Annotated in this window: 30 protein-coding genes; 22 read left to right on the top strand and 8 right to left on the bottom strand. The window is 60.1% G+C overall.

What is annotated here, in order from left to right:
• Positions 1-43 precede the first annotated feature (43 nt).
• The 3 genes from AEYBE204_RS35220 (at position 44) to AEYBE204_RS35210 (ending at position 1,875) form a co-directional block, all read left to right on the top strand.
• Positions 44-298 carry a hypothetical protein gene (locus tag AEYBE204_RS35220; protein ID WP_023463335.1) on the top strand — a complete coding sequence of 85 codons (255 nt, stop codon included), beginning with the start codon at positions 44-46 and terminating at the stop codon, positions 296-298.
• A gap of 103 nt (positions 299-401) precedes the next feature.
• Positions 402-878 (top strand): VOC family protein, encoded by a 477-nt coding sequence (locus tag AEYBE204_RS35215; RefSeq protein WP_023463334.1) that lies wholly within the window; start codon positions 402-404, stop codon positions 876-878.
• A gap of 355 nt (positions 879-1,233) precedes the next feature.
• Complete coding sequence (locus AEYBE204_RS35210; protein ID WP_023463333.1) at positions 1,234-1,875, top strand: exopolysaccharide biosynthesis protein; 642 nt, start codon at positions 1,234-1,236, stop codon at positions 1,873-1,875.
• On the opposite strand, the gene AEYBE204_RS39660 is transcribed toward AEYBE204_RS35210, so the two are convergent.
• The 4 genes from AEYBE204_RS39660 to AEYBE204_RS35190 form a co-directional block, all read right to left on the bottom strand.
• Positions 1,872-2,297 carry a hypothetical protein gene (locus tag AEYBE204_RS39660; RefSeq protein WP_023463332.1) on the bottom strand — a complete coding sequence of 142 codons (426 nt, stop codon included), beginning with the start codon at positions 2,295-2,297 and terminating at the stop codon, positions 1,872-1,874. The genes AEYBE204_RS35210 and AEYBE204_RS39660 overlap by 4 nt on opposite strands.
• On the bottom strand, positions 2,294-2,614 hold the full coding sequence (locus AEYBE204_RS35200; RefSeq protein WP_023463331.1) for an autorepressor SdpR family transcription factor: 321 nt from the start codon (positions 2,612-2,614) through the stop codon (positions 2,294-2,296). Before AEYBE204_RS35200 ends, AEYBE204_RS39660 begins: the two co-directional genes overlap by 4 nt.
• 73 nt (positions 2,615-2,687) lie before the next feature.
• On the bottom strand, positions 2,688-3,428 hold the full coding sequence (locus tag AEYBE204_RS35195) for an arginyltransferase (RefSeq protein WP_023463330.1): 741 nt from the start codon (positions 3,426-3,428) through the stop codon (positions 2,688-2,690).
• Positions 3,429-3,478: 50 nt separating this feature from the next.
• Positions 3,479-4,381, bottom strand: a complete 903-nt coding sequence (locus tag AEYBE204_RS35190) for a flagellar motor protein MotB (RefSeq protein WP_023463329.1) — start codon at positions 4,379-4,381, stop codon at positions 3,479-3,481.
• A gap of 162 nt (positions 4,382-4,543) precedes the next feature.
• On the opposite strand from AEYBE204_RS35190, the gene AEYBE204_RS35185 reads away from it, so the two are divergent.
• The 3 genes from AEYBE204_RS35185 (at position 4,544) to AEYBE204_RS35175 (ending at position 6,416) form a co-directional block, all read left to right on the top strand.
• On the top strand, positions 4,544-4,957 hold the full coding sequence (locus AEYBE204_RS35185; protein WP_023463328.1) for a DUF1761 domain-containing protein: 414 nt from the start codon (positions 4,544-4,546) through the stop codon (positions 4,955-4,957).
• 68 nt (positions 4,958-5,025) lie between these two features.
• Positions 5,026-5,529: a flavin reductase family protein gene (locus AEYBE204_RS35180; RefSeq protein WP_023463327.1), complete on the top strand. Its 504-nt coding sequence runs from the start codon at positions 5,026-5,028 to the stop codon at positions 5,527-5,529.
• A 23-nt stretch (positions 5,530-5,552) separates the two neighbouring features.
• Positions 5,553-6,416 (top strand): NAD(P)-dependent oxidoreductase, encoded by an 864-nt coding sequence (locus tag AEYBE204_RS35175; RefSeq protein ID WP_023463326.1) that lies wholly within the window; start codon positions 5,553-5,555, stop codon positions 6,414-6,416.
• A 5-nt stretch (positions 6,417-6,421) separates the two neighbouring features.
• Here AEYBE204_RS35175 and AEYBE204_RS35170 read toward each other — a convergent pair whose 3' ends face one another.
• The 3 genes from AEYBE204_RS35170 to AEYBE204_RS39655 are packed head-to-tail and all read right to left on the bottom strand — an operon-like array spanning position 6,422 to position 8,550.
• Entirely contained in the window at positions 6,422-6,973 is a 552-nt protein-coding gene (locus AEYBE204_RS35170; RefSeq protein ID WP_023463325.1) for a hypothetical protein, read from the bottom strand.
• The gene (hemB, locus tag AEYBE204_RS35165; protein WP_023463324.1) at positions 6,970-7,971 is read right to left on the bottom strand and encodes a porphobilinogen synthase; all 1,002 of its coding nucleotides are present in this window, start codon (positions 7,969-7,971) and stop codon (positions 6,970-6,972) included. The genes AEYBE204_RS35170 and hemB overlap by 4 nt, the downstream gene beginning before the upstream one ends.
• Positions 7,972-8,001: 30 nt before the next feature.
• Positions 8,002-8,550, bottom strand: coding sequence for a hypothetical protein (locus tag AEYBE204_RS39655; protein ID WP_023463323.1), 549 nt, complete (start codon positions 8,548-8,550; stop codon positions 8,002-8,004).
• Between the two features lie 295 nt (positions 8,551-8,845).
• Between AEYBE204_RS39655 and hemA the strand changes: the two genes are divergently transcribed.
• The 15 genes from hemA (at position 8,846) to AEYBE204_RS35100 (ending at position 20,845) form a co-directional block, all read left to right on the top strand.
• On the top strand, positions 8,846-10,069 hold the full coding sequence (gene hemA, locus AEYBE204_RS35155) for a 5-aminolevulinate synthase (protein ID WP_031231219.1): 1,224 nt from the start codon (positions 8,846-8,848) through the stop codon (positions 10,067-10,069).
• A 15-nt stretch (positions 10,070-10,084) separates the two neighbouring features.
• On the top strand, positions 10,085-10,423 hold the full coding sequence (locus AEYBE204_RS39650) for a VOC family protein (RefSeq protein ID WP_023463321.1): 339 nt from the start codon (positions 10,085-10,087) through the stop codon (positions 10,421-10,423).
• Between the two features lie 50 nt (positions 10,424-10,473).
• Positions 10,474-10,692, top strand: coding sequence for an addiction module protein (locus tag AEYBE204_RS35150; protein ID WP_023463320.1), 219 nt, complete (start codon positions 10,474-10,476; stop codon positions 10,690-10,692).
• Positions 10,693-10,983, top strand: coding sequence for a type II toxin-antitoxin system RelE/ParE family toxin (locus AEYBE204_RS41130; protein ID WP_081724729.1), 291 nt, complete (start codon positions 10,693-10,695; stop codon positions 10,981-10,983).
• 2 nt (positions 10,984-10,985) lie between these two features.
• Positions 10,986-11,192, top strand: coding sequence for a hypothetical protein (locus AEYBE204_RS35145; RefSeq protein WP_023463319.1), 207 nt, complete (start codon positions 10,986-10,988; stop codon positions 11,190-11,192).
• A gap of 140 nt (positions 11,193-11,332) precedes the next feature.
• Positions 11,333-12,628 carry a serine hydroxymethyltransferase gene (glyA, locus tag AEYBE204_RS35140; RefSeq protein ID WP_031231216.1) on the top strand — a complete coding sequence of 432 codons (1,296 nt, stop codon included), beginning with the start codon at positions 11,333-11,335 and terminating at the stop codon, positions 12,626-12,628.
• Positions 12,629-12,636: 8 nt separating this feature from the next.
• On the top strand, positions 12,637-13,224 hold the full coding sequence (gene nrdR / locus AEYBE204_RS35135) for a transcriptional regulator NrdR (RefSeq protein WP_023463317.1): 588 nt from the start codon (positions 12,637-12,639) through the stop codon (positions 13,222-13,224).
• The gene (ribD, locus tag AEYBE204_RS35130) at positions 13,221-13,871 is read left to right on the top strand and encodes a bifunctional diaminohydroxyphosphoribosylaminopyrimidine deaminase/5-amino-6-(5-phosphoribosylamino)uracil reductase RibD (protein WP_023463316.1); all 651 of its coding nucleotides are present in this window, start codon (positions 13,221-13,223) and stop codon (positions 13,869-13,871) included. The genes nrdR and ribD overlap by 4 nt, the downstream gene beginning before the upstream one ends.
• A 144-nt stretch (positions 13,872-14,015) precedes the next feature.
• On the top strand, positions 14,016-14,606 hold the full coding sequence (locus AEYBE204_RS35125) for a riboflavin synthase (protein WP_023463315.1): 591 nt from the start codon (positions 14,016-14,018) through the stop codon (positions 14,604-14,606).
• 154 nt (positions 14,607-14,760) lie between these two features.
• The gene (ribB, locus tag AEYBE204_RS35120; protein ID WP_023463314.1) at positions 14,761-15,900 is read left to right on the top strand and encodes a 3,4-dihydroxy-2-butanone-4-phosphate synthase; all 1,140 of its coding nucleotides are present in this window, start codon (positions 14,761-14,763) and stop codon (positions 15,898-15,900) included.
• Between the two features lie 127 nt (positions 15,901-16,027).
• Positions 16,028-16,498: a 6,7-dimethyl-8-ribityllumazine synthase gene (locus AEYBE204_RS35115; RefSeq protein ID WP_023463313.1), complete on the top strand. Its 471-nt coding sequence runs from the start codon at positions 16,028-16,030 to the stop codon at positions 16,496-16,498.
• Positions 16,491-17,006 carry a transcription antitermination factor NusB gene (gene nusB, locus AEYBE204_RS35110; protein WP_023463312.1) on the top strand — a complete coding sequence of 172 codons (516 nt, stop codon included), beginning with the start codon at positions 16,491-16,493 and terminating at the stop codon, positions 17,004-17,006. Before AEYBE204_RS35115 ends, nusB begins: the two co-directional genes overlap by 8 nt.
• 15 nt (positions 17,007-17,021) lie before the next feature.
• Positions 17,022-17,981, top strand: coding sequence for a thiamine-phosphate kinase (gene thiL, locus AEYBE204_RS35105; protein WP_023463311.1), 960 nt, complete (start codon positions 17,022-17,024; stop codon positions 17,979-17,981).
• Positions 17,982-18,051: 70 nt separating this feature from the next.
• Positions 18,052-18,462, top strand: coding sequence for a hypothetical protein (locus tag AEYBE204_RS0120640; protein WP_023463310.1), 411 nt, complete (start codon positions 18,052-18,054; stop codon positions 18,460-18,462).
• Positions 18,463-18,694: 232 nt separating this feature from the next.
• Positions 18,695-20,845: a sodium-translocating pyrophosphatase gene (locus AEYBE204_RS35100; RefSeq protein WP_031231211.1), complete on the top strand. Its 2,151-nt coding sequence runs from the start codon at positions 18,695-18,697 to the stop codon at positions 20,843-20,845.
• A gap of 196 nt (positions 20,846-21,041) precedes the next feature.
• Here the strand turns inward: AEYBE204_RS35100 and AEYBE204_RS35095 are convergent, their stop codons facing one another.
• Positions 21,042-21,533, bottom strand: coding sequence for an outer membrane protein assembly factor BamE (locus AEYBE204_RS35095; RefSeq protein ID WP_023463308.1), 492 nt, complete (start codon positions 21,531-21,533; stop codon positions 21,042-21,044).
• A gap of 99 nt (positions 21,534-21,632) precedes the next feature.
• Between AEYBE204_RS35095 and AEYBE204_RS35090 the strand changes: the two genes are divergently transcribed.
• On the top strand, positions 21,633-22,214 hold the full coding sequence (locus AEYBE204_RS35090) for a ubiquinol-cytochrome C chaperone family protein (RefSeq protein WP_023463307.1): 582 nt from the start codon (positions 21,633-21,635) through the stop codon (positions 22,212-22,214).
• Positions 22,215-22,216: the final 2 nt, after the last annotated feature.

Genomic DNA, 22,216 nt, shown 5'->3' with positions numbered 1-22,216 from the left:
TGTGGGGAGAGGGTGGCGCGGAGCGCCGGGTGAGGGGCTCACTTTGATCCTTGAATACAAAGGTAAGACGTACCGTTGTGTCGTGGGCAGCGATGTCATCCGTGACGGTATGTATATAGAGGTATCAATTGATGGGGATGACAGCGATCCTCTCATCGAAATCTTCTATTCCGACGTGACGCACGATCTGAGCGTGACAGTGTTTCAGCCGGATATAGCGCTGGCGGTGCTGGAATGGGCGATCTCGGTGGCGCGGGAGCGACTACTGCCCTCATCTGCTGACGCGTCTGACCTATAGGCGCATCTTATCAGGTCTTTACGCTTTCAGGATCAAGTCCTCTTGGAATAACGCCGCTCTCGCTGTACCGTCTCCCGCAAACCGACAACGGAGAGGATGCGCCATGCACAAGAACACGATCTGCCTGTGGTACGACAAGGACGCTGAAGCCGCGGCCAATTTCTACGCCAGCGTTTTCCCCGACAGCGCCGTGACCGGTGTCCACAAGGCCCCTGCCGATTTTCCTGGTGGCAAGGCCGGACAGGTTCTGACAGTCGAATTCACCGTGCTGGGCATCCCGTGTCTGGGGCTTAACGGCGGTGATGTGTTCAAACAGACCGAAGCCTTCTCGTTCCAGATCATGACCGAGGATCAGGAAGAGACCGACCGTTACTGGGACGCCATCGTCGGCAATGGCGGCAAGGAAAGCGAATGCGGCTGGTGCAAGGACAAATGGGGCCTCAGCTGGCAGATCACGCCGCGCGTCCTGACCGAAGCGATGGCGCAGGGCGGCGACGTGGCCCAGCGCGCTTTCGCGGCCATGATGACCATGCAGAAGATCGATGTCGCAAAAATTGAAGCGGCAGTGCGCGGAGACTAGGTTCTAAAGGTTCTCCACAGATGGCCACAGATGCACACAGATGGACCGAGCGTGGAACTCTGGCATCAAGTTCATCGGTGTCTATGCTTTTGAATAACCACAGATTACACAGATTTCACAGATTGGACGGGTCACGGCGCGTCCTTTTTGTCTGGCCACGGTTATCGGGCCGAAAGCCCGGTTCGCTGCCACGCGCTTAATCTGTGAAATCTGTGTAATCTGTGGTTCTCATCTTCTGACCATCGATGCCCGCGCGCGGTCTATCTGTGTGCATCTGTGGCCATCTGTGGAAAACCTTCCCTCACGCAATCGATTTTCAGCTTGCATCCTGACGCGGCGCTTGCTGCATAGCCCTATGCAAAAGATATTCGGCTTTCAGGACAATACCGAGACCATGAGCGACATGCTCACCCACACGCTGCGGCGGATCGAGGGCGAGCATACGACCCTGCGCGAACTCATCGAGATCATGGGCGAGCAGGGGCTTTTGCTGCTCTGCGTGCTGTTGTGCCTGCCGTTCATGATCCCGGTCTCGATCCCCGGCATTTCGATCCCGTTCAGCGGTGCGATTGCCCTAGTTGCGGTCGCGATCATCTTCAACCGCCTGCCGTGGCTGCCGCAAAAGATACTCGACCGTGAAATTCACACCGAAAAGCTGGTGCCGGTCCTGCAAAAAGGCGTCGGTATCGTCTCGAAGATCGACCGGTTCGTAAAGCCGCGACTGCTGGCTCTTACGACCGGAATCCTGTCGAACCGCGTCAATGGTCTGGTATTGTTGTGGGCGGCCATCGTCATGATGCTGCCGCTGGGGATCATCCCGTTTTCCAACACGCTACCGGCGCTGGCGATCCTTCTGACGGCGGTGGGCATGATCCAGCGCGACGGCGTGTTTATCCTTGTCGGACAAGCCTTTGCGATCGCGGGAACCGCCTATGTCGTGGCCATCCTTTATGGCGCATTCGCCGCAGGACAGGGCGTCGGTGGCCTTTTTTCTTAAACCGCCCGCTTGGCGCATATCCGCCATGCCATATAGCCGAACATGACCACCATTGCGGCCAAAACCACGACGATGCAACCGACCTGCGCCACATCGAGCGGCGCGAAGGCCCACAGGCCGGCATAGGCCAGACCGCCCAGCATCAGCGCCCAGCCGCCGACACGGCTTACGGCGTGCCGCAGGGCCGCCCGAGCGATCGACTGCGGCGGGGCGCACTCCAGCGTTTTGGGCATACGGTTGCCGTACACCGCCAGACCGAGCCCGATCAGCACCATGCAGCCGCGTGTCGTCGTCTCGCCATCGATCAGGCCCTGTTTACGGGCCAGAGTCAGCAACAGGGCGCCGACAATCTGTATGCCCGCCAGGATCAAGGCGGCACGGATATTTTTCTTCGAGGCACTGAGGCCGTTAGAGTCGCTCATTTCGTGGTTCCTTCCTGGGGTGGGGTGGGATCGGTTCTGGGCGTCGCGGGTTCTTCGGCGGTCGGACTGAATAGCCGGGCAAAACCGAGCAGGGCATCTTCCAGCACCGTCAGTTTAAGTTGATAGGTAATGGTCGTGCCGATCTTGAGCGAGTCGATCAGGTCGGCTTCTTTCAACACGGCGAAATGCGCCGACATGGTGGGGCGCGACACCGGAAACCGGTCGGCCAGTTCTCCGGCGGTCATGGGCCTTTCGCGCAACAATTCCAGTACCTTGCGGCGGGTCGGATCGGCGAGGGCTTTGAAAATCGAGTTCATAATCGATATTTAGCTAAACATCGAAATTTAGTCAATAATAATTTCGACGAATGACTAAATATATAATGAAAGGCTACTCTGTTTTGGGATCGGCTTCAAAATCCACTGGGGTCCAACCGAAATCGGTCAGGGCTTCCAGAGGCCGATAATTAGCCTTGTAGTCCATCTTGGGCGAACCCTTGACCCAGTAGCCGAGATAAACGAAGCCATAACCGGCCTTCGTCGCTTGATCGATGTGATCGAGGATGACGAAGCGCCCCAGCGAGCGGTTCATCAGGTCCGGATCGTAAAAACTATAGACCAGCGACAGACCGTCGTTCAGCGCATCGACCAGCACACAGGCGATCAGTTGCCCGTCTAGACGGTATTCGATCATGTGCGTGCGGACGAGGGTGTCTTCGACCATGGCGACCAGATCGGGCCACGTCATGTCCATCATGCCGCCGTCGGGGTGGCGGATTTTCAGATACTTTTGCAGCAGTTCATACTGTTCGCGCGTCGCCTCCGCTTCGGCGAATGACCGCGTAACGTCACTATTGCGGCGCAGGATACGCTTGTCGGTGCGGCCGTGCGCGTAATCCTTGACCGGGATGCGCACCGACTGACAGGCGCGGCACGACGGACAGGCCGGACGATAGGCGATGTTCTGCGAGCGACGGAAGCCGATAGAGGAGAGCTGATCGTTGACATTGATCGCTTCGAGCGGCGGCAAATGGACGAAAACCTTGCGCTCTTCCTGCCCCTCCAGATATGGGCACGGCCCCGGAATGGTCAGATAGTATCTGAGCTTGCGTCCGGGAAAGTGTTCGCTCATCGCCGTGTGTCGAGCCTCTGGTTGCCAGAGGATTAGACCTCAAATCGGGCTTAAAGAGAAGGGTTTTCTGGCAGAACCGGGGCTTCGCGCAGCAGAATTATCGCAATGCGGCGATTTCCGGCCAGAGTCGGATCGTCCGGATACAGGGGTTCCTTGGCGGCCTTGCCCGACACCTGCGCCACGCGGTCCTGATCGACACCGGCGCCTTGCAGAATCTGACGGGCGGCATCGGCACGATCGGCGGACAGTTTCCAGTCCTTGTCGGCTTGACCTGTGCCCGGCGTACCCGAAGTGTGGCCGGTGATGGTGACGCGGTTAGGCAACTGATTGACGACCTTGGCTACGGCGCGCAACAAAAGCTTGGCGCGGTCGTTGGGCGTGGCCGAGTTCGCATTGAACATCGAGCGGCCTTCCTGATCGATCAACTGGATGCGCAGGCCTTCGGGCGTCTGATCGACAAGGATGTTCTTCGACAGTTCGGCCAGTTCCGGCATGTCCTGCAAGGCCTGACGCAGGGATTCCGCCGCCGAACGAAACGAGGCTTCCTCGCGCTTTTGCAGTTCTTCGCGCAGTTGCTCTTCGGGAGTCTGCGACAAATCGGCGGTGTGTTTCGACTGGCCGTCGCGGTCCTGCATGTCGGGCGATTCGGGCGCCATCTGCTCGATGAAGGCCATCGAGCCTTCCTGCTTGACGCCGTCCTTGCCGATCGCGGTGCCGCCGAGGATGCCGCCGGAGCCCGAGGTCGTCTGCGACACCGAGGCCGGGGCGAAATAGTCTGCGACGCCGCGCTTTTGTTCCGGCGAGGTCGTGTTGATCAACCACATCAGCAGGAAGAAGGCCATCATGGCGGTCACGAAGTCGGCATAGGCGACCTTCCAGGCGCCGCCGTGGTGTCCGCCACCGACGACCTTCTTGACTTTCTTGATGACGATGGGCGCGTCGCGGCTGGCCATGGGAACTCCATCAGCACCTGGACGGCGCGATTACAGATTCGTTTATCGGGGATTAATCTTAACAGGGGGTTGAAGCGCCGCCTCGTGCCTGGCCAATTTCACGATTGTAACGCTGTTATGAATAGCGCATTCTGACACAGGCAACTTCATTAGGGGACTGACATGAAGATCAATTACTGGGGCGTCGCCGCAGGTGCGTTGTTTGCGTGGTTTTTCGGCTTTATCTGGTACGGCCTGCTGTTTTCCGAGCCGTGGATGGCGCTGGAAGGGCTTACCAAAGAAATGGGTGCGGGGCAGGAATGGCGGATGGGGCTGGGTGTGCTTCAGGTTATTTTTCTGGCCTTCGGCATCTACTGGCTGCGCCGCGTGACCGGGACGGCGGGTTATGTGGCGGGCCTTAAGGTCGGCGCGTGGGCCGCGCTGTTTTTTGCGGTGTCGACTGTCTGGCTGCGCTTCATCTACGGCCTTAAGCCGCTGGCGCTGATCGGCATCGATTGCAGCTATCTGCTGATCCAGATCGCCGTGACCTCGGCCATCATCTGTGGTTTTTATGGGTTCAAGCGCAAATCCGTTTAAGCGAAAGTTGACCGCCTCCGCCATTTCAGGCCATAGGATAAGACCTGATTTTGCGTGAGTGAGGGTGAATGAGCGATCCGGATCGTATGGCCTACAGGCATGTGCTGGGGACTTTTGCGACCGGCGTGGCGGTTGTCACCGCGCCGGCGCAGGACCGCGACGGTACGCCTTGTGTCATGGGGCTGACCATCAATTCGTTCGCTTCGGTGTCGCTGGAGCCGAAGCTGATCCTGTGGTCGCTTGACCTGCGCTCGGACCGCTACGGTGTGTTTTCCGACGCCAAGACCTTTGCGATCAACATCTTGCCGGTCGAGCAGCAGGCTCTGGCCGACCGGTTTTTCCGCGAAAACCCTTATTGCCGTGAGGGCGACGATCTGGCCTTCGCGGACGAACCGCTGCGGCTCAAGGGCGCGATGGCGTGGCTTAAATGTAGCCAGTACCAGACCCAGATGCTGGGCGACCATCTGGTCATCGTGGGTCAGGTCGAACAGTTCGATCAGTCGGACACGCACTTCGGCGAACACGGCCTGACCTATTTCCGCGGCCGCTATGGGCGGACGCACTCGCTTTAATTCTCCAAAGTTTCGAGGTTACCATGCGCATCGTTTTCGCAGGTCTGGGCGTCATGGGCGCGCCGATGGCCGGTCATTTGCTGAAAGCCGGATTTGAGGTCGTGGGCTTCAATCGCTCCGTCGAAAAGGCGGCGGCGTGGGGTGAAGCGCATCAGGCGGCCTTTTCAGCCGATTTCGAGGATGCTGTGGTCGATGCCGAAGCGCTGGTCCTGTGCGTGGGGCGCGACGACGACGTGCGCGATCTGGTGACGCGGGCGGTGGACCGCATGGCGGTGGGGAGCCTCATCGTCGATCACACCACGACCTCGGCCAGACTGGCGCGTGAGATGTTTGCGTTATGCGCCTCTAAACACATCCATTTTTGCGATGCGCCGGTGTCGGGCGGACAGGCGGGGGCGGTCAATGGCGCGCTGTCGGTCATGGCCGGATGCGAAGCGGACGTGCTTGAGCGTGTCGTGGCTTTGACCTCACCCTACACGAAATCGATCACCCGCATCGGCGAGGCCGGGGCAGGTCAGACGGCCAAGATGTGCAACCAGATCGCTATTGCCGGCGTCGTACAGGGGATTTCCGAGGCGCTGCATTTCGCAAAGTGCGCTGAGATCGATCCCGATCTGGTTTTGCAGGCCATTTCGCAGGGGGCGGCGGGGTCATGGCAGATGTCGAACCGCTGGGGCACGATGAATGAGGGCAAGTACGACTTTGGCTTCGCGGTCGACTGGATGCGCAAGGATCTGGGGATCGCGCTCGACGAGGCCCGGACCAACGGCGCGCATCTGAGCATGGCCGCTCTGGTTGATCAGTTCTATTCCGAGGTGCAGGCCATGGGCGGCAACCGCTGGGACACCTCGTCGCTGCACGCGCGTCTGGAGGCGAGGCGGAAGTAAGCTGTTCAGCTTTTCAAAGATTGGACATAGGTCTTAAGGCCGGTCGTATATTCGTCATCGAAGCTGATTTGGCTTATGTCTTCCCAGTCGATTTCGACGGGGCCTTCTATAGGCGCGGCGACGGCATCAATTCCATTCAAAATGAGGCGACGTGAGACGTGAGCAATCTCACCTACTTCACACCCATCACTTATATGAACAGCTATGGTTTTTTCCATAGCCTTTAATGCCCAGCAGAGTTCGGGGAGACTATCGAAATTGAGGCCGTCGGGTTGCACGCTCTTGTGAAAGCCTAAGGCGCGCAGAATGGTTGAACGTCCGGTTTCAGTCGGGCTTTGCCGCCATCCGGCAAGGTGACTAAGCGCAAAAACGGCAAAACCATCCGTATGCCAATCGTCAATAATTTGTAGCAAAGCAAGCTTATCGCTCACGGCAATGACGTAGCCTTCGTACTGACTATAATCATCACGATGATCGGTTATGAGCTTAACGCAATCGGCAGATGCTAAGGCAATATCAAGCGCCTGAACCGAATACTCGTAGTCGCTTTCGCTCATCGCTCCAGCTTCTCCGCCACATACTTGGCAAAATAGGTCAAAACCCCCGAAGCACCCGCACGCTTAAACGCCAAAAGAGTCTCGAAGACGCCCTTGTCGTGGTCCATGAAGCCCGCCGCCACCGCGGCCTTGATCATCGCATATTCGCCCGACACCTGATAGACGAAGGTCGGCACCTTGAACGTCTCCGACACGCGCTGAACGATGTCGAGATAGGGCAGGCCGGGTTTGACCATGACCATGTCGGCACCTTCCTGGATGTCCATCATGACCTCGCGCAGGGCTTCGTCGGAGTTCGACGCGTCCATCTGATAGGTTTTCTTGTCGCCTTTCAGCGCCGAGGTGCCGACCGCGTCGCGGAACGGGCCGTAGAAGGCGGAGGCGTATTTGGCGGCATAGGACATGATCAGCTTGTCGTGCAGACCGCGCGCTTCGAAGGCCTTGCGGATTTCGCCGATGCGGCCGTCCATCATGTCCGACGGGGCGACGACATCGGCCCCGGCCTCGGCCTGAACGAGGGCCTGCTGGATCAGAATGTCGATGGTCTTGTCGTTGTGGATTTTTCCGTCGACGAGCAGACCGTCGTGGCCGTGCGCGGTGAACGGATCGAGCGCCACATCGACAATCAGGCCAATCTCCGGCACGGCGGATTTGATGGCGCGGCAGGTCTGGGCGACCAGACCGTTCGGGTCGATGGCCGCCGTCGCCTCATCGTTGCGCAGGCGGGCGTCGATATTGGGGAACAGGGCCAGCGCGGGAATGCCGAGTGCATGGGCTTCCTTGGCTTCCTTTACGGCTTCACTGATGCTCAGGCGATCGACGCCCTCCAGCGAGCGGATCGGGTCGCGGGCCATGTCCTTGTCATGGACAAAGATCGGCCAGATCAGGTCGGATGCCGTGACGCGGTGTTCGGCCACCATATCGCGCACCCACGCGGATTGACGCAGACGGCGCGGACGCGACAGCGGATAAGAACCGACGACAGGCTTGAATGACATGGTGGTTTCCCGAAATATTCGGGGCAGGGCTTACGCTTTTTGGAAGCGTTTGCCAATCGGCTTGTGATGATTGAGGCGGATCAGGCCCATCACCGAAGCGATCAAAATCCATACCGTGGCCATGACAGTGAGGATGGCGGAAACCACATAACCCGAAGCGACGCCGAGCAGGGTGGAGACCGAAATTTGCGAAGTATCGAAGTCCGAGAGGTCGATATCGAGTTGTCGCCAGTCGGTAATGTCGTACTGCGTCCAGATGAGGTTGACCAAGGTCCAAGTCAGGAAGACGGTGCAGATGACGGCGATGAAGGTAGCGATCGCCCACATGGCAAAAATAACCCAGAAGCTTTTGATCTGATAGCGGAAATGGGTCTGTATGTACGAGGTGCAGTCGTGTTTCTTGATATAGGCCAGCACCACGCCGATCAGGGCGGTCAGGCCCAGCGAGAACGGGCTGATAAACAGAAGGCCATAGACGACATAGGCCAGATTTCGTTCGTCGGACTCGCACGCATTCAGGCTGGTCAGCGGTTTTACGGGCGCGTGGGCATCGAGTGTCTTGGACGTCGAGCTGTTCATTCCGTAATCCTTGTCACCTTATTGGCCTAAGGGTTTGAGGTCTTAAGTCATATATATTTGCAAAAAAATCGTCGCAATGCAAACAAACATGGTGAAGCTATCACAAAAGGTGCGTCATTTTGCGCACCTTGCACCCTGAAAAGTAGCGTGATTTGGCCGGGAATATGGCGTATTAAATCTGGTAAAGGCCGGATATTCAGACTATATCCGGCATCAAGGAACCGTCAGGGTTCTTCATAAAAGATCGCACCGAGGGCCCTGAAGCGCGACGAGCGCCACCGGGTTGAGTATGAACATGGACTATACCGCCGCATTCGAGGCCGCCATCGACGCCGTCCGCAAGGAGGGCCGTTACCGCGTGTTCGCCAATATGAAGCGTCACCGCGGCGATTTCCCGCGCGCCACGTGGCTGCGCGAGGACGGCACCGAACAGGCGGTAACCGTGTGGTGTTCCAACGATTATCTCGGTCAGGGGCAAAATCCGGTCGTGCTCGACGCCATGCACAAGGCCATCGACGAGGCCGGTTCGGGCTCGGGCGGTACGCGCAATATTTCCGGTACGACCTGGTATCATAATGAGCTTGAGGCCGAACTGGCCGATCTGCACGGCAAGGAAGCGGCGCTGGTCTTTTCGTCGGGCTATGTCGCCAATGAAGCGACCCTGACGACGCTGTATAAGGTGCTGCCGGGTCTGATCATCTTTTCGGATGCGCTGAACCATGCTTCGATGATCGCAGGTATCCGCAATGGCGGCGGCGAGCGTCATATTTTCCGCCACAACGATCTGGTCCACCTCGAAGAACTGCTGGCCGCAGCACCCGTCAATGCGCCGAAGCTGATTGCGTTTGAGTCGGTCTATTCGATGGACGGCGACATCGCCGACATCGCCGGGACCATCGCTCTGGCCAAGAAATACAACGCCCTGACCTATATCGACGAAGTCCACGCCGTCGGCCTCTACGGTCAACGCGGTGCCGGTGTCGCCGAGCGCGATGGCGTCATGGATCAGATCGACATCGTCGAAGGCACGCTGGGTAAGGCGTTCGGCATGATGGGCGGCTATATCGCGGGAAAGGCCGCCATGTGCGACGCCATCCGCCTGTGGGCCTCGGGCTTTATCTTCACGACGTCTTTGCCGCCCGCCGTCATGGCCGGGGCCACGGCCAGCGTCCGCTATCTGAAAGCGCACAACGAACGCCGCGTCGCCCATCAGGAGCGCGCCCAGACCCTGATGCGCCGCTTCCGCGAAGCCGGTATCCCGGTCTTCCCGTCGGAAAGCCACATCGTCCCGGTGCTGGTCGGCAATCCGGTCCACTGCAAGATGATCTCGGACATGTTGCTGAAAGATTTCAACATCTACGTCCAGCCGATCAACTATCCGACCGTGCCCAAGGGGACCGAGCGCCTGCGCTTCACGCCGTCGCCGGACCATACGGACGACATGATGGATGAACTGGTGACCGCGATGGACAAGCTGTGGAGCCATTGCAACGTGGCGCGCATGCCGGCGGTAGCGTAAAGGATCGGGTGCGTCATGGACCTCAGCCTGACGCACATCATCTATTTCACCGATAATATGGACGGCATGACCGTCTTTTATCGCGACGTTCTGGGTCTGGCTCTGGTCAAGGATGATGGCGACTGGCGCGAATTCGACGCCGGAGCTTGCCGCATCGCGCTGCATGCGGGGGCCAAGAGCAAGCCAAATGGCCAGACGCCCAAGATTGCCTTTCGGGTCGCGGATGTGCCCGCCGTGCGTGATGCGCTGATCGCCAAAGGCGTACCGATGGGCAAGTTGTGGGTCGCGCCCGACGTGACCTTCTGTCAGGGTTCTGATCCGGACGGAAATGCGTTTAATATCTCCACGCGTTGAGACCTGTGCATAGCCTTGCCGGAAATCGCGTTTGGGGGTAATCTCGACTCATGAACGCCGTTTCCAAAATTTCGATCGCCGATCTGACCGTCGAAGAGCGCCTCGAACTGATCGAGGCGTTGTGGGACAGCCTTGAAGACACAGACATTGATCTGACGCCCGCACAGAAAGCCGAACTTGACCGCAGGCTTGATAATATTGATGCGGGAAAGGGCGACGCCATGGAATGGGAGACGTTTCGCTCTGAACTCAGGGCGCGTCATTTCTGAATGCGGATTGTAATCGAAGCTGAAGCCCGATCCGAGATCAATGACGCTGTAACTTGGTATCGGAGCGGCAGCGTTGAGACTGCCTTACGGTTAGAAGAAGAGATAGCATCGTCGATTGGCAGGATTGCAGAACGTCCGACTTTGTATAGACGTTCTGATCGAGATTTGCGAATTTGCCGAATGTCGCAGTTTCCTTACAAAATAATCTATCGCGCCGAAGCGGATGAGATTCGGATTGTGGCTTTCTTCCATACACGCCGCGATCCTTCGATCTGGCAAAGCCGGAGCTGATAATGTCCGAAGTCCTGCTCGAGTATCATCGTCAAGGTGCCTATCTGAAGGTCATCGCCGTCGATCCGGACACGGGCGAGGAGGTCTCGACGCTCGGGCCCGCCAGCGACCCGGAGGCCGTCAAGCGACTGGCCATCCTCAAACTGCGCAACAAGCTGGCGGTGCTGAAAGGCCCGCCACCAGGCGGCGGCAAGGGGATCATCGTCTGAGTCTGTATTAGCGGCGCTCATCTGTCGCCGCAGAGGTTTTCGCTTGGAATCGCGGGCGCAAAGGTTTAACAGACGCGCAATTTCCGGCAGTCGTACTATATGTGGTACTAGGCCCCATCCCAGCTAACAGGATCATGCCCGTGAACGCACCCGCCTCCTTCATCCCGCAAAGCTATTTCAGCAGCGATCTGGCCGCCGCCGATCCGGCCGTTCTGGCGGCGATCAAGGGTGAACTGACCCGTCAGCAGGATCAGATCGAGCTGATCGCCTCGGAAAACATCGTCTCCAAGGCCGTGCTGGAAGCGCAAGGGTCCGTCCTGACCAACAAATATGCTGAGGGCTATCCGGGCCGCCGCTACTACGGCGGTTGCGAATATGTCGACGAGGTCGAAAAGCTGGCCATCGACCGCGCCAAGCAACTGTTCAACTGTAATTTCGCCAATGTGCAGCCGCACTCCGGCGCCAACGCCAATCAGGCGGTCTTCTTCACCCTGCTGCAACCGGGCGACACCTATATGGGCATGGACCTGGCCTGCGGCGGTCACCTGACCCACGGCTCGCCCGCCAACCAGTCGGGCAAGTGGTTCAAGGTTGTGCCCTATGGTGTGCGCGAAGACGATCACCTGATCGACTACGATCAGGTCGAAAAGCTGGCCAGGGAACACAAGCCGAAGCTGATCGTCGCGGGGGCCTCGAACTACAGCCGTCACATCGACTTCGCGCGTTTCCGCGCCATTGCCGACAGCGTCGGCGCTTACCTGTTCGTTGACATGGCGCACTATGCCGGTCTGGTCGCCGGTGGCGTCTATCCCGATCCGCTGCCGCACGCCCACGTCGTCACCACCACGACGCACAAGACCCTGCGCGGTCCGCGCGGCGGCCTGATCCTGTCGAACGACGAGGCGCTGGGCAAGAAGATCAATTCGGCGGTCTTCCCCGGTCTTCAGGGCGGCCCGCTGATGCACGTCATCGCCGGTAAGGCGGTCGCCTTCGGCGAAGCTCTGCAACCCGAATTCAAGGCCTATGCGGCGCAGGTCGTGGCGAATGCCCGTGCGCTGGCCGCCGTGTTGATCGAGCGTGGTCTGGGCGTCGTCTCAGGCGGCACCGACAGCCACGTCATGTCGGTCGATCTGCGCCCCAAGGGCCAGACCGGCAAGGCGACGGAACACGCCCTCGAAGAAGCCTTCATCACCTGCAACAAGAACGGCATCCCGTTCGACCCGCAGCCCTTCACTATCACGTCGGGCGTTCGTCTCGGTACGCCTGCGGGCACGACGCGCGGCTTCCGCGAGGACGAGTTCCGTCAGATCGGTCACCTGATCGCTGATGTGGTCGATGGCATGGCGTCGAATTCCGGCGCGCCGGACGAAGCCGTCACGGCCAAGGTGCGCGAGCAGGTTCTGGCGCTGACGAAACGCTTCCCGATTTATAGCTAAGGTATAGTATGCGCTGCCCTTTCTGCGGAAATCCTGAAACCCAGGTCAAGGACTCCCGTCCCTCCGAGGACGGGGCAGCCATTCGCCGTCGCCGCTCGTGCTCCGAATGTGGCGGGCGGTTCACGACCTTCGAACGTGTGCAGCTGCGCGAACTGATCATCGTCAAGCGCTCAGGTCGCCGGACGCCGTTCGACCGCGAAAAGCTGGAGCGGTCGATTTCGATTGCGCTTCGCAAGCGAGATGTCGAGCCGGATCGCGTCGACCGCATGGTCTCGGCCATCGTGCGTCAATTGGAGAGCCTCGGCGAAACCGATATCCCATCGGAGGTCGTCGGCGAAATGATCATGAAGGCGCTCAGGGCCGTTGATGAAGTGGCCTATGTACGCTATGCCTCGGTCTATCGCGACTTCCGTGAGACGGCGGACTTCGCGCGCCTGCTGATCGACGAATTCGACGGGGACGGGGAGGTGCCGCCCCAACCTGAAACTAAAAAGCCCCGGACTGCCGCGCCGCATGGCAATCCCGATCCCGAAGACCCGCGCGATATCAAACGCGGTCTGGGCGAGCAGGATCTCTCCTCGACCGACGACGCATGATACGCCCTTTCGTCACCCTGAAACTGGCCACGACTCTGGATGGGCGCATCGCCACCCATACGGGCGAAAGCCGCTGGATCACGGGGGAAGACGCGCGTCGCGCCGTGCATGAGTTGCGCGCCAGCCATGACGCGGTACTGGTCGGTATTGAGACCGTACTGAAAGACGATCCCGAACTGACCGTGCGCTTGCAGGGTTACGAAGGCTATCAACCGGCGCGGATCGTGCTGGACTCGCGTGGACGTATCCCGCTGCATTCCAAGCTGGTTCAGACGGCGCGGGTCATCCCGACCTTCGTCGTCACCACGCACGATCTCAATCCGGAACTGGTGTCGCTGGGGGTGCGTCCGTTGAAGGTCGCTTCGAAGCATCAGCGCGTCGATTTGACGGCGGCGCTGGAAGCGCTCAATGACGCCGGGATTGACCGTCTGTTTGTCGAGGGCGGCGGGCAGATTGCGACCGCTTTTATCAAGGCCGGGGCGGTGGACCGTCTGGAATGGTTCCGCGCACCGACTATATTGGGGGGCGACGGGCGTTCGGTTGTCGGTTTCCTCGATATCGCGGAAATCAGCAAAGTCATCCGCTTTTCCCGCGTCGGCGTGCAGGCCGTCGGCGAGGATCTGTGGGAAAGTTACGAGTTGGAGTAGGGCGTCGCGCTACAATTAATCCCCCTCTCCCTGTCGGGAGAGGGTTGGGGTGAGGGGGCTTCTGTCGGAGTTCTGGACTCCCCCTCATCCGGCCCTTCGGGCCACCTTCTCCCCAGAGGGGCGAAGGGAACAAGCGAGCATTCTATGTTTACCGGCATCATTACCGACCTTGGCACCGTAATCTCCATCGACCGTCATGAAGGTGGGGCGCGGTTCGAGGTGCAGACCACCTACGACCTTTCCAGCGTCGATATCGGTGCGTCTATCGCCCATTCGGGCTGCTGCCTGACCGTGATCGAAAAGCACGATAATCGCTTCTTTGTCGATCTGTCGCCGGAGACTCTGTCCCTGACGACGCTCGATACGTGGCAGGTCGGCGACCGCATCAACCTTGAACGGGCGCTGAAGCTCGGCGACGAACTGGGTGGGCACATCGTCGCCGGTCATGTCGATGGCGTCGGCGAACTGATCAGCCTGATCGAGGACGGCGACGCTTACCGGCTGAAAATCCGTGTGCCGCGTCCGCTGCATCGCTATATCGCGCCGAAGGGCTCCATCGCGCTCGACGGCATTTCGCTGACGGTCAACGAGGTCGAGGACGATGTCTTCGGCGTGGCGATCATTCCGCACACCTGGACGCACACGACCCTGTCGCAAAAGTCGGTGGGCGACAAACTAAACCTTGAGATCGACCTTATGGCGCGCTATGCCGCCCGTTGGCGCGAAACGGTTTAGCCCTTCATCCCCACTTGTGGGGGAGCGGGGCGGTCCGTGCCGTGGATTTTGCGAAGCAAAAGACGGTGGGGGCCTTTGTAAAGACCGCAAGGCCCCCCTCTGTCACTTCGTGACATCTCCCCCGCGTAGCGGGGGAGTATAAAGGTAAGTAGTCATGACTTTTAATCGCATCGCCACCGACCTCAATCCGGTCAGCTCTGAAAGCCCGATCTCGACCATCGAGGATATCCTCGAAGACGCGCGCAATGGCCGGCCCTATATTCTGGTGGATGCTGAAGATCGCGAAAACGAAGGCGATATCTGCATCCCGGCCCAGATGGCGACGCCTGACGTGGTCAATTTCATGGCGCGCTTCGGGCGCGGCCTGATCTGTCTGGCCCTGACGCCGGAACGGGCGCGGCAACTGCGCCTGCCGCCGATGGCCGCCGAAAACGGTGCGCGCAACGGCACGGCTTTCACGGTGGCCATCGAAGCGAAAGAAGGCATCACCACCGGCATTTCGGCGCACGACCGCGCCCGCACCATTTCGGTTGCCATCGACCAGACCAAGGGCTTCGACGATATCGTCAGCCCCGGCCACGTCTTCCCGCTGGTCGCCCGCGAAGGCGGCGTGCTGGTCCGTACCGGCCACACCGAAGCCGTCGTCGATATTTCGCGCATGGCCGGGCTCTATCCCGCCGGGGTCATCTGCGAGGTGATGAACGACGACGGGACCATGGCGCGCCTGCCGGACTTGATCGTCTTCGCCCAAACCCACGGCATCAAGATCGGTACCATCGCCGACCTGATCGCCTACCGCCGCCGCACAGAGCGCTTCGTCGATCGCGTGCTGGAAAAGCCGTTCGAGAGCCAGTGGGGCGGGCAGTTCCGCCTGTTCGTCTATCGCAACCGTCTCGATCAGGGTGAACACATCGCGCTGGTCAAGCAGCAGCCGTCGCCCAACAAACCGACTCTCGTCCGCATGCACCAGATCGACGTCGCCGCCGATGTGCTGGGGGCCGCCGACGGTCGTGCCGGGCTGGTCGAACGCGCTATGCAGCATATGGCCGACTACGACGGTCCGGCGGTGATGGTCATGCTGCGCGACCTCGATCCCAAGGTCCTGTCGAACCATTTTTCCGTCGATGAGGTCGATCAGCCCGCGCCGCGCGGCCTGCGCGATTACGGTGTGGGCGCGCAGATCCTGCTCGATCTGGGGGTGCGGGAGATGATCGCCCTGTCGGATTCCAAGCCTAAACCGGCGGCGCTCGAAGGCTACGGCTTGCAGATCATCGACTGGAAACCTTTAAGCTAAGGGCGCGCATTTATTCCAAAAACCGCTGCACACTTTTTGGAATGCGCTTGTCTAAACCAGATTTGACTTTTGTACTGCCGCAGAAGCCGCTATTGACGGTTTCCTGCTCTTACCAAGGACGTTCGTCTTGACCATTGATACCCCCCTGCGCCTCCTCATCGTCGAAAGCCGTTTCTACGAGGATATTTCCGATGAGCTTCTGAGCGGTGCTAAGGCCGCGCTCGAAGCCTATGGCGCTGAGTACGACGTCGTCACCGTGCCGGGCGCCTTCGAAGTGCCTGCCGCCATCGCTATGGCCGAAGACGCCTCGAAAGGCCCTGCCGGCCGCAAATACGACGGCTATGTGGCGCTGGGTTGCGTCATCCGTGGCGAGACGACCCACTACGACTATGTGTGCGAGGAATCGGCGCGCGGCCTGATGGACCTGACGCTGAAGCAACTGCTGTGCATCGGCTACGGCATCCTGACGGTCGAAGACGAGGATCAGGCCTGGGCCCGCGCCCGCGTTTCGGAAGGCGACAAGGGCGGCACGGTCGCCAAGGTGGCGCTCGACATGATCGCCCTGCGCAAGGCGTTCCGTGGTGGCAATCATGGTTGATCCGCAAAGCCTCAAATCGGTGATCGAACAGTTGAACGCCGCCGAGCCTGCCGAGGGCAAGTTGTCGGTCAAGAACAAGCGCGCGCGCACCGTGGCGCGTCTGGTGCTGGTTCAGGCGCTCTATCAGATGGAAATCGCCGGGACGGGCGTCGAATCGGTCATCCGTGAATTTGCCGACTTCCGCTTCGACGGCGATATCGAAGGCGAAACGCTTGGTGCGGCGGATGAGGAATTCTTCGCCGAGGGCCTGCGCACCATCGTTCAGGAACAGACCAATATCGACACGCTGGTGTCGGAGCGTCTGGCCGCCAACTGGCGCATCGACCGCATCGACACGACGCTGCGCGCCATCCTGCGCGCCGGGGCGTGGGAACTGAAGTTCCGCAAGGACATCGGCCTTGAGGTCGTGATCAACGAATATGTCGAGATCGCCAAGGCCTTCTTCGGCGGCGAAGAGGCGCGTTTCGTTAACGGCGCGCTGGACGGCATCGCCAAAGACACGCGTTAATAAAGAGGGCTTCCGATGACCGGCGACAACAGCGAATTTTCCGTCATTGATCGCCTGTTCAAGCCTCTGGCGGGGCTGACGGCGGAGGCGCGCGGCCTGATCGACGACGTGGCCGTGCTCGGCGCGCGCGAAGGCTATGACCTTGTGGTCACCACCGACGCCATGGTCGAGGGCGTGCATTTCCTGTCGACCGATCCGCTCGATCTGGTGGCGCGCAAGCTGTTGCGCGTCAATATCTCCGACCTTGTCGCCAAGGGCGCCGATCCGTACGGCTATCAGCTCCTGACGGCGTGGCCCAAGGGCATGGCCTATGAGGGCAAGGAAATCTTCGCCGCCGGTCTGCGCGTCGATCAGGACGAATTCGATTTCGATCTGTTCGGCGGCGATACGGTCTCGACCGACGGGCCGCTGCTGCTGGCCATCACGGCGTTTGGTCACGCACCGACCGGGCGGACCCTGTCGCGGGCCGGGGCGCGGGTAGGGGACCGCGTGCTGGTCGGCGGCTTTATCGGCGACGCGCATCTGGGCCTGCGCGTGTTGCGCGGCGAATTCGATGAACTATCCGACGCGCATAAGGCGCATCTGATCAAGGCTTATCGTTTGCCGCAGCCGCGCGACGACATGGCCGACACGGTACTGGAAAACGCCCATGCCTCGATGGATATTTCCGACGGCCTGATCGCCGATGCGACCCATCTGGCCAAGGCGTCGGAAGTGCGCATCGTCATCGACCTCGATCGCGTGCCGACGTCCGATGCGGCGCGTGCGGCGATGGTGCTGGGGGCCGATGCGGTCGATCTGGTCACCGGCGGTGACGACTATCAGATGCTGTGCACGGCCAGTGCGGCGGGCGCGAAAGTGCTGATCGCGGCGGGCTTTGTCGAGGTCGGTCAGTGCGAAGCCGGTGAGGGCGTCGATCTGGTCAGCAACGGTCAGGTGCTCGAACTCGAAGATCGCGGCTGGGTGCACGGGTAATCTCATCCTCCCCCGCTTTGCAAGCAGGATGTTTAAGGCTTCTCAACCGTTTCCGGTTAGGCTGCGTCCCATGACCCTGACCCGACGTACCCTTATCGCTGCCGCCGGTATCCTGACTGCCGCGCCCGCATTGGCTTCCGCGCCCGCCAAGGAGGCCGGAGCGCCCTATATCAAGCTGGCGCCCGTCGCCCTGCCGGTCATCGACAAGGGGCGCATCGTCAACTACCTGTTTATTACGCTCAAGATCAATCTGACGGCCAAGGCCGACGTCAACACGTTGCGACTCAAGGAACCCTATTTCCGCGATGTCCTGATCCGCACGGCGCACAAGCAGTCGTTTGCACTGCCGAACAAGCGCGATACTTTAGACGAGGCGCGCCTGAAGGCCGTAATGATCCCTGAGTTCGCCAAGATCACCGGCCCGAACGCCATAGAATCCCTTGAAGTCCTCGCGCAGAACCCCAAGAAGTCGATGAACTGATCCGGTGCATGTGCACCACTCGATACAGTTTGCGTTGCAATAAATAGGGCCGCATATTTGTGTGCGGTGCGCCATTTATTCAATAAACACTTACCCTTGCGCAGTCATCGAACTTGCGGCACTCTCGCCGTCTTGCTTGAGGGGACCGCGTGCCCGCGACAATGTCCCTGACGGTCAGTAAATAGCGCTTTTGCAACGACGAAAGCGCATCAAAGACTACAGGGGTTAGGATATGACATCTTTAGTTTGGCTGGTCCTCGGGGCCGGTGTGTTGGGATTACTCTATGGGGTCGTGCAGACCCTCAGCCTGCTTAAAAAGCCTCAAGGGAATGCGCGGATGATGGAAATCGCCGCCGCCATTCAGGAGGGGGCCAGTGCCTATCTCAAGCGTCAATATACGACCATAGCCCTTGTCGGCGTGGTCATTTTTTTTGCCGCCATCTATTTCTTAGGCATCTATGCGGCGATCGGGTTTCTGATCGGCGCAGTGCTGTCGGGCGCGGCGGGTTTCGCCGGGATGCTGATTTCCGTGCGGGCCAATGTGCGCACCGCCGAGGCCGCGTCGAAGAGTCTGCAAGCCGGGCTTAGTCTGGCGTTCAGTGCCGGGGCGGTGACCGGAATGTTCGTGGCGTCGGGCGCGTTGCTGGGCGTGGCGGGTTATTACGTGGTGCTCACTCAGGTACTGAATCTTGAGCCGACCAGCCGCACCGTCATCGACGCCCTTGTGGCGCTCGGTTTCGGTGCGTCGCTCATCTCGATCTTCGCGCGTCTGGGCGGCGGTATCTTCACCAAGGGCGCCGATGTCGGCGGCGATATGGTGGGCAAGGTCGAGGCGGGCATCCCCGAAGACGACCCGCGCAACCCGGCGACCATCGCGGACAATGTCGGCGATAATGTCGGCGACTGCGCCGGCATGGCGGCGGACCTGTTCGAGACCTATGCGGTGACCACCGTGGCGACCATGGTGCTGGCGGCGATCTTCTTTGCCGGGACCGAACTGGTCGGGAGCATGATGTTGCTGCCGCTGGTCATCTGTGCGGCCTGTATCCCGACCTCGATCGCCGGGACGTTTTTCGTGCGGCTGGGCAAGGACAACCACATCATGAACGCCCTCTATAAGGGCCTGATCGTGACGGGCATCTTGTCGGTCGGTGCCTTGGCGGCGGTTATCGAGATCGTCGTCGGTTTCGATACGCCGATCACCTATCCGGGCGTCGCCGAAGGCTTTACCGGTCTGACCCTGTTCTGGTGCGGCATGATCGGTCTGGCTGTCACGGCGGGCTTCATCGTGGTGACCGAATACTATACCGGCACCGGCAAGCGCCCGGTCGTCTCCATCGCTCAGGCCTCGGTCACCGGACACGGCACCAATGTCATTCAGGGGCTGGCCGTGTCGATGGAATCGACGGCTATTCCGGCCCTGATCATCGTCGCCGGGATCATCGGCTGCTACCTGCTGGCGGGCCTGTTCGGGATTGCCATTGCCACCACGACCATGCTGGCCCTGGCGGGGATGATCGTGGCGCTGGATGCGTTCGGACCGGTGACCGACAATGCCGGCGGCATCGCCGAAATGGCGAGGCTGGACAAGGAGGTCCGCCACACGACGGATGCGCTTGACGCGGTCGGCAACACCACCAAGGCCGTCACCAAGGGTTATGCCATCGGTTCGGCAGGCCTCGGTGCGCTGGTCCTGTTCGCGGCCTACACTTCGGATCTGAAGTATTTCGCCGCCAGTGCTGCGCCGGGCTCTTTCTTCGACGGATTGGGGGATCTGACCTTCTCGCTGTCGTCGCCATGGGTGGTCGTCGGCCTCCTGATTGGGGGCCTGTTGCCCTACCTGTTCGGCGGTATGGGCATGACAGCGGTGGGCAAGGCCGCTCAGGCCGTGGTCGAGGAAGTCCGGCGGCAGTTCCGCGAAAATCCCGGCATCATGGCAGGGACGTCGAAGCCCGACTATGGCCGCGCTGTGGACATGCTGACCAAGGCGGCGATTCGCGAAATGATCGTGCCGTCGCTGCTGCCGGTCCTGTCGCCGATCGTGCTGTTCGCCATCGTCTATGCGATCGGCGGCGCGGTCCCGGCGTTCGAGGCTCTGGGCGCCATGTTGCTGGGGGTGATCGTCACGGGAATTTTCGTCGCCATTTCGATGACCTCGGGCGGCGGGGCGTGGGACAATGCCAAGAAGTCGTTCGAGGACGGCTTCGTCGACAAGGACGGCGTGCGGCACCTCAAAGGGTCCGACGCCCACAAGGCCTCGGTGACCGGCGACACGGTCGGCGATCCTTACAAGGATACGTCGGGTCCGGCGGTCAATCCGATGATCAAGATCACCAATATCGTGGCTCTCTTGATGCTGGCGGTACTGGCGCATATGGGATAGTTCCCTTCGCCCCTTTGGGGAGAAGGTGGCTGAGCATAGCGAAGCCGGATGAGGGGGCTCTCGTTGAAAAGGATTGCTCCCTCACCCTAGCCCTCTCCCCAGTGGGAGAGGGGATTCCTCTAGCCATATCTGGCGAATCTAAAAACCCCTCCGGAGCAATCCGGAGGGGTTTTGAATGTCACAAAGTGCGTAACCGCTACTCGCGGCGGCGCTGACCGCCGGGGTTCGAATCTTCGTCGTTGACGACCGTCTGGCGACCGACATTGCCGAGGATCTGTTCCAGGGCCGTCAGTTCGCGGCCGCGAGTCGGGGTCTTGTTCGGGTTCATCGCGATGTCGCGGCTGTCGGCCAGCGACAGGTTCTTCACCGCCGTCACCTTCTGCGTCTCCTTGTCGAACTCGACAATGGTGACGACGCGCGAGGTGATCGTCGCCGGCTTATAGGTCATCTTCTGCGTGGTCTGTGTGATATAATACCAGATGTTCGGGTCGTAGGTCGCCACCTGCGATGGCGAGCCGAACTTGGTCTTGACGCTGGTCTGCGTGTCTTCCGCGACCTTGATCTCGGTGGCCGGATTGGCTTCGATGGCCAGATACCCCTGACGCGATAGGCTGGGCGCGCAGGCGCTCATGGACACGGCCAGAGCGGACACGGCGGCAATTGCGAGGAGGGTAGCAGGCTTTTTCATCGGGATTCCATGTTTGACCTCGAGGGCCAGACTGTTTAGTGCAATCTTGAGGCCGAATGAAGGCCATAAATATTCCGACTTGGCAAGAAGAGCGTCCCGATGCTGGAGAAAATCCTCAAATCGTTAGGCCTGCAAAGGGCGCGTCCGACCGAAAAGGCCGGTGAAGCGCTCTATGCTTTGGCCGTCGCGCAATCGCGTCAGGTCGTCTTCTATACCGACTATGGCGTGAAAGACGAGATCGGGGCGCGATTCGAATTGCTGGTCCTGCATGTTGTGATGCTGGTCGATGCGCTGAAATCCGACGAGCCGCAGCGCAAGGAGACGTCGCAGGCCCTGTTTGACGCGCTTTTGCTGGCGCTCGACGACACCCTGCGCGAACAGGGAATCGGCGACCTGACCGTGCCCAAGAAGATGAAAAAGCTGGCCCAGCAGGTCTATACGCGGCTGGTGCGCTGGGATGAGATCTGGGGTGAGGGCGGTGATGACGCCACCCAGACCGACTACATCCTCAAAACCGTCTATGCGCAGGACGAGGATGAGGCGATCGAGCCGAACGCACCGCTTTGGGCAGCAGCACTGAGCGCCTATATTACAGATGTCCGCCGGAGCGTGGACGTGGACGAACTGCTGGCCGGACACGTCAACTGGCCGCAAATCACTGAGATTAAAGTAGAAGGGTAAGA

It is taken from the genome of Asticcacaulis sp. YBE204, assembly GCF_000495855.1.
Classification (GTDB): domain Bacteria; phylum Pseudomonadota; class Alphaproteobacteria; order Caulobacterales; family Caulobacteraceae; genus Asticcacaulis.
Note: the sequence above shows the minus strand (reverse complement) of the source record. Positions and strands in the feature narration are given on the sequence as shown.